Source organism: Trichlorobacter sp., from assembly GCF_030247655.1.
In the GTDB taxonomy this organism is placed as follows: domain Bacteria; phylum Desulfobacterota; class Desulfuromonadia; order Geobacterales; family Pseudopelobacteraceae; genus Trichlorobacter.
Genome location: NZ_JAOTRZ010000174.1, coordinates 1 through 6,388 on the forward strand (window position 1 = coordinate 1; position 6,388 = coordinate 6,388).

Here is a 6,388-nt window from a genome sequence, read left to right on the forward strand (position 1 = left end):
GGGTAGAGATTACTGGGGGACCATCCGGTTTTTCAGGGATCCCGAACCTTGAGATCGGTCCGCTTGTCTTTGACACAGACCTGAAAAACTACTATCTGGTCTGGACCTTTGTGCTGGGTTGTGTGCTGTTGTCGGTTAACCTGGCTAATTCGCGAGTAGGACGAGCCTTTCGTGCCATCCATGATGCTGAAGTAGCTGCCCGGGTAATGGGAGTTAATGCACGCCTGCTGAAGGTGCAGGTCTTTGCCCTTTCAGCTATGATTTGTGCCATAGCCGGTTCCCTGTATGCCCATGTCATGACCTTTATTGCTCCGCCTTCCTTTGGCTTCAATATCTCGGTGGAACTGCTGACCATGGTGGTAATCGGTGGTCTGGGCAGCATCTATGGCTCTTTCCTGGGGGCCTTGCTGCTGACCATGCTGCCGGAATTCCTGCGTTTCATGCACGATTACGACATTGTCTTTTATGGCGGCTTGCTGATGGTCATGACCATCTTCATGCCTGGCGGTCTGGTGCGTGGCATACCTGACCTGTTCCGCAAGATCACCGGTCTGAAGAGTAAGAAGGGGGGTGCCCATGCTTGAATTGAAAGGTATCACCCAGATCTTTGGCGGAGTTACGGCCTTAAACGATGTATCATTTTCTATCCATGCTGATCAGATTACCGGTGTAATCGGCCCCAATGGTGCTGGCAAGACCACCCTGTTTAATATTGTGACCGGCATCTATCAGCAAACCAGCGGTCTAGTATTCTTTGAAGGAGCTGATATCAGCGGGATTCCTGTGGAGCGTCTGGCAGCCAAAGGGATGGTACGGACCTTCCAGAATATCGAGCTGTTCGGACAGATGACCGTACTTGAAAACGTGATGGTCGGCCTGCACAGCCGTAGTAAAAGTGGTCTGTTTGCCTGTTCTTTCAAAGCCCCCTGGACAATCAAGGAAGAACGTCGTATTCGGGAAGAGGCCCATGAATGGCTGCATTTTGTTGGTATTGATCAACTGGCTGATGTTCAGGCTTCTAACCTGCCTTTTGGTAAAGGCAGAATGCTGGAGATAGCTCGGGCCATGGCCTGTAGACCACGCATAATCCTGATGGATGAACCTGCTGCGGGCCTCAACTCACAGGAAACCGTCGGTCTTGCGGAGCTGATCAGAAAAATCCGTGACCGGGGAGTAACCGTGGTACTGGTGGAACATGATATGGAGCTAGTCATGGATATTTGCGATCGAATTGTGGTGCTGAACCTGGGCCAGAAGCTGGCTGAAGGAACCCCGCGTGAGATTCAGGACAATCATGACGTTATCGCTGCCTATCTGGGGGATGATGAATAATGTTGCGCCTGAAGAATATTAATACTTATTACGGCAAGGTTCATGCCCTGAAGAATGTCTCATTGCATCTGGCAGAAGGAGAGATCGTCACCCTGATTGGCGCCAATGGCGCCGGTAAGACGACTATTTTGAACACCATCTCTGGTGTGACGCCAGCCCTTGGTGGTGATCTGCTCTTCAAAAAAGAAGAGATCAAGGCCCTGGCTCCGGACCGGATCGTCAAACTGGGTATTTCCCAGGTGCCTGAAGGCCGTCAGGTCTTTAAACCGATGACGGTAGAGGAGAACCTTGAGCTGGGAGCCTATCTGCGCTACCGGGCGCGAGACCCTAAATCAGAAATTATGAAGGACAAGGAAGAGATCTTTCAACTCTTTCCCCGTCTGGAAGAACGCCGTAAACAGGCCGCAGGTACCATGTCCGGTGGTGAACAGCAGATGCTGGCCATTGGCCGAGCCCTGATGGCGCGCCCCAAGCTGCTGCTGCTGGATGAGCCATCCATGGGACTGGCTCCCTTGGTGGTGCAGGAGATCTTCCGGGTGCTGCAGCGTCTGCGGGATGAGCGGGGCGTTACCATTCTGCTGGTTGAACAGAACGCCAAGGCTGCTCTGAAGCTGGCTGATCGTGGCTATGTGCTGGAGACCGGCAAGGTGATCCTGGAAGGAGCAGCCGATGAGCTGCTTGAAAATGCTGAAGTCAAACGGGCCTATCTGGGCAAAGACAAAAAAGAGATATGGGAGCGTTGATATGACACGCGATGAAGCGAAAAATAAGATTATCTTTGCCCTGGATGTGGATAACCTGAAGGATATTGATGGCTGGGCTGAAAAGTTGTCCACTAAAGTGGGGATGTTCAAGGTGGGTAAAGAGCTGTTTACCTCTGCCGGACCTGCTGCAGTTGAGGCTGTCAAGCGGCATGGTGGCGAGGTGTTCCTTGATCTGAAATACCATGATATTCCCAATACCGTGGCTCAGGCCATGCTGGCAGCTGGTCGTTTAGGGGTGAAACTGGCTAACCTGCACGCCCTTGGTGGGCCGGAGATGATGGAAAAGGCTAGTCAGGCAGTGCGCAAGGAATTTAGTGACAACGAGCGTCCACGGTTGCTGGCGGTAACTATCCTGACCTCTTCAACCCAGGATACGTTGAAGGCTGTAGGGATTGAGCATCCGGTGGAAGAGATGGTGGTGCGGCTGGCTAAACTGGCCAAGGAAAGTGGTATGGATGGCGTGGTGGCTTCGCCACTTGAGATTGGAGCCATCCGTGCAGCTTGTGGTCCTGATTTTCTGATTGTTACTCCCGGGGTGCGTCCCTCCTTTGCAGCGGTTGATGATCAGAAGCGGATTATGACCCCTGCGGAGGCGGTCAAGTCCGGCGCTGATTATCTGGTGATCGGCAGACCGATTGCCAAGGCAACTGATCCGGTGCAGGCTGCTGAGTTGATTGTGGATGAGATTATGGCAGGTGGCCAATGAAAGAAGATGTTCTGTACGGGGTAAATCCGGTCAGGGAGGCCTTGCGGGGTAAGCGCAAGGCCTTTGAGCTTTTTGTGCAGCAAAGCGGTACTGATCATCGGATTGCCAAACTGACTACCCTGGCTGAAGAGCAGGGGATACCGGTCCATCGCCGCGAACGGTCTGATCTGGAGCGTTTGGCTGGTAACCCGCACCATCAGGGGGTGGTGTTGCGGGTGGCTCCTTTTGTGTATGCAGAACTTGAAGATTTCTTATCTAACCAGAAGGAATCAGAAAAAGAATTGTTTGTATTAGTGTTGGATGGCATACAGGATCCCCAGAACCTTGGTGCCTTGATCAGGTCTGCTGCCTGCGCCGGTGTGCAGGGGGTGATTATCCCCAAAGACCGGGCCTGTGGCATGACACCGGTGGTGGAAAAGGCCTCGGCAGGAGCGGTTGAGACCATACCGGTTATCCAGGTCACCAATCTGGTGCAAACCCTGGAACGCTTGAAGCAGGCCGGCTGCTGGACTTTTGGTCTGGCCGGGGAGGCTGGCAGGACGGTCTATGACACTGACCTGAACGGCAACTTGGTTGTGGTGATCGGCAATGAAGGGGAGGGGATCCGTCCGCTGGTGCGTAAGCATTGTGACGGTCTGCTGGCAATTCCCCAGTATGGTGGGGTGTCGTCCCTGAACGCCTCGGTCGCAGGCGGAATTGTGCTGTTTGAAGCGGCACGGCAGAGGTGCAAACCATGAAGTTACGCAAGAGCCCTTCAAGCGGCAAGAAGCGGCAGGCAGCTGCACGCAATGAAGCCGCAGCATCATCAGATCTCCGATTTGGCCTGGCTCTGGAACTGACCATTGAGCGTCTGGACAGTGACGGCATCGGCATTGCCCAACATGACGGCCGCCAAATCCTGATACCCGGCACCGTGCCCCAGGATCGTTGCCTGGCCCGTATTACTCATTTTGGCAAGACCGTTGTCTTTGCAGACCTGGTCAAGCTGATCGAGCCATCGCCACTGCGGCTGCAACGTTGTCCTTGCTCTGATGCAGCCCTGTGTCTTGGCTGTCCGTTGATCTGCCTGCGCTATGGCGAACAGCTGCGCTGGAAACAGGCGCAGGTGCAGGCTGCCTTTGATAGCTATGCTTCGCTCAAAGATCTGGTTGTTCCGCGCCTTTTGACACCGGAGCGGCAGCTGCAGTATCGCACCACTGCCAAGTTGGCTGTGGCAGGATCCCACGCTGACCCCTATATCGGTATCTATCGCCGTGCCAGCCATGATGTGGTTGATCTTGAAGACTGCCCGTTGCACCATCCCATGATCAACACCGTGATCAAGGTGGTGCGTGAAGGGATCAGGAAGCTGAAGGTGCCGATCTATCAGGACAAGAACAAGAGTGGCATTCTGCGTTATCTGGTGGTGCGGGTCTCTGAAAGTACCGGTGAGGTGATGGTCACCTTTGTCGCGGCCCGGCGTGCTTTTAACGAGATCCACCATTTGGCACGACTGCTTCAGGACAAGGTGCCACAAGTGAAAGTAGTTTGTCAGAATGTGAACAGCAGTGAAGGAAATGTGATCTTTGGCGCCCATGATCACTTCCTGACCAAGCAGCAGACCATACAGGATCGGATCGGACAGGTTGAACTGCTGATTTCCCCCCGTTCATTTTTGCAGGCCCAGAACGATGGTGCCCGCCTGCTGTATGAAACTGCCCGTGATTGGGCAAGTCTGGATGGCACCCAGCAGGTGCTGGATCTTTACTGTGGCATTGGCGGTATTGCCCTGACTTTTGCTCCCCATACCAAGCAGGTGCTGGGGGTAGAACTGAACAAAGAGGCAGTGGCTGATGCCAGGCGTAATGCCCGTTTGAATAATGCCAGAAACTGCCGTTTTGAGGCAGGCGATGTACAGGAACTGCTGGAAGATCTGCTTGAAGATGAGCTGCGCTTTGCCTGTATCGTCCTGAATCCCCCCCGCAAAGGCTGTGATCGGGAGGTGCTGGACAAGGTTGTTGAGCTTGCGCCGGAGCGGGTTGTCTATGTTTCCTGTTCTCCCCATACCCTGGCCCGTGATCTGGATATTCTTGCAGCTAAGGGATACCAGACCATACAGGTACAACCGGTTGAGATGTTTCCCCAGACTCCCCATGTTGAAAATGTGGCGTTGCTGGAGCGTAAAGCACTAAAAACAACTTGACATTTTCTTTCTGAAACTGCTAATTACTAAATTCCCTTGCTGGAGGCGCGTAGCTCAGGGGGAGAGCGCTACCTTGACACGGTAGAGGTCGACGGTTCGAAACCGTCCGCGCCTACCATTGAACTGAGAGCGGCATCGGCATTCCCGATGCCTTTTCTGTTTAAAGAAAGAGACAATGTCCATGATCCAGGTAACGTTGCCGGATAATTCAATACGTGAACTTGCTGTTGGTGCTACGGTTGCTGATCTGGCCGCGTCCATTGGTGCAGGTCTTGCCAAGGCTGCTTTGGCTGGACAGGTGAATGGTCTGTTGGTTGATCTTTCTGTACCGCTTGCAAATGGCGATACGGTTGCCATTATTACCGAAAAAAGCCCTGAAGCACTTGAGATCATCCGGCACTCCACCTCGCACCTGATGGCACAAGCAGTAAAAGAGTTGTTTCCTGCTGCCAAGGTCACCATTGGTCCTGCTGTGGAAAACGGCTTCTATTATGACTTTGATGTAACTACGCCGTTTACCCCGGAAGACCTAGAAAAAATTGAGAAGCGGATGGCTGAACTGGCAGCAGCCGGGCAGCCGCTTGAGCGTAAGGTGATGTCTGCTGTAGAGGCGATTGCTTTCTTTGAGCAGATGGGTGAGCCCTACAAGAAAGAATTGATTGAGGGGATAGGTGCTGAAATCGTCTCTATTTACACGCAGGGTGAGTTTGCGGATCTCTGTCGTGGCCCCCATGTGCCGAATACCAATAAGCTAAAGGCATTCAAGCTGCTTTCCATTGCCGGCGCCTACTGGCGTGGTGATGAAAAGAACCGTATGCTGCAGCGGATCTATGGCACTGCCTTTGTGGATAAGAAGGAACTAGAGGCCTATTTGCATCGCCTTGAAGAAGCCAAGCGTCGTGACCACCGTAAGCTGGGTCGTGAACTGGATCTATTTTCTTTTAACGATGAGGTAGGGGCTGGCTTTGCCATCTGGCATCCCAAGGGAGCCATGTTGCGCACCCTGCTGGAAGATTTTGAACGCAAAGAACATCTGAAGCGCGATTATGACATCGTTGTCGGTCCACAGATTCTTAAGACAGAGCTGTGGCAGCGTTCCGGCCACTACGACAATTATCGCGAAAATATGTATTTTACTGAAGTGGATGAACAGAGTTTTGGCGTCAAGCCGATGAACTGTCTCGCCCACATGATGATCTATAAATCGCAGTTGCGCAGCTATCGTGACTTGCCGCAGCGTTATTTTGAACTTGGTACGGTACACCGTCACGAGCGAGCCGGTGTACTTCACGGTCTGCTGAGGGTGCGTTGTTTTACCCAGGATGATGCCCATATTCTCTGTACTCCGGAGCAACTTGACGCCGAGATTAAAGGTGTTCTGAAGTTTGTTTCCGATGTGATGGG

7 protein-coding genes and 1 tRNA gene are annotated in these 6,388 nt (G+C 53.0%); all 8 read left to right on the forward strand.

Annotated elements, in window-relative coordinates; translation table 11 throughout:
• Positions 1-584 (forward strand): branched-chain amino acid ABC transporter permease (locus OEL57_RS12790; protein ID WP_300740922.1); only part of this gene is annotated, 584 nt, incomplete at its 5' end.
• Positions 577-1,332, forward strand: coding sequence for an ABC transporter ATP-binding protein (locus OEL57_RS12795; protein WP_300740923.1), 756 nt, complete (start codon positions 577-579; stop codon positions 1,330-1,332). The genes OEL57_RS12790 and OEL57_RS12795, both read left to right, overlap by 8 nt.
• Positions 1,332-2,075: an ABC transporter ATP-binding protein gene (locus OEL57_RS12800; RefSeq protein WP_300740924.1), complete on the forward strand. Its 744-nt coding sequence runs from the start codon at positions 1,332-1,334 to the stop codon at positions 2,073-2,075. Before OEL57_RS12795 ends, OEL57_RS12800 begins: the two co-directional genes overlap by 1 nt.
• Position 2,076: 1 nt before the next feature.
• Positions 2,077-2,802, forward strand: coding sequence for an orotidine-5'-phosphate decarboxylase (gene pyrF / locus OEL57_RS12805; RefSeq protein WP_300740925.1), 726 nt, complete (start codon positions 2,077-2,079; stop codon positions 2,800-2,802).
• Positions 2,799-3,539, forward strand: a complete 741-nt coding sequence (rlmB, locus tag OEL57_RS12810) for a 23S rRNA (guanosine(2251)-2'-O)-methyltransferase RlmB (protein WP_300740926.1) — start codon at positions 2,799-2,801, stop codon at positions 3,537-3,539. The genes pyrF and rlmB overlap by 4 nt, the downstream gene beginning before the upstream one ends.
• Positions 3,536-4,984, forward strand: coding sequence for a 23S rRNA (uracil(1939)-C(5))-methyltransferase RlmD (gene rlmD, locus OEL57_RS12815; RefSeq protein WP_300740927.1), 1,449 nt, complete (start codon positions 3,536-3,538; stop codon positions 4,982-4,984). Before rlmB ends, rlmD begins: the two co-directional genes overlap by 4 nt.
• 43 nt (positions 4,985-5,027) lie before the next feature.
• A tRNA-Val gene (locus OEL57_RS12820) sits at positions 5,028-5,102 on the forward strand.
• 57 nt (positions 5,103-5,159) lie between these two features.
• The coding region (gene thrS / locus OEL57_RS12825; protein ID WP_300740928.1) for a threonine--tRNA ligase at positions 5,160-6,388 on the forward strand (1,229 nt) is incomplete at its 3' end.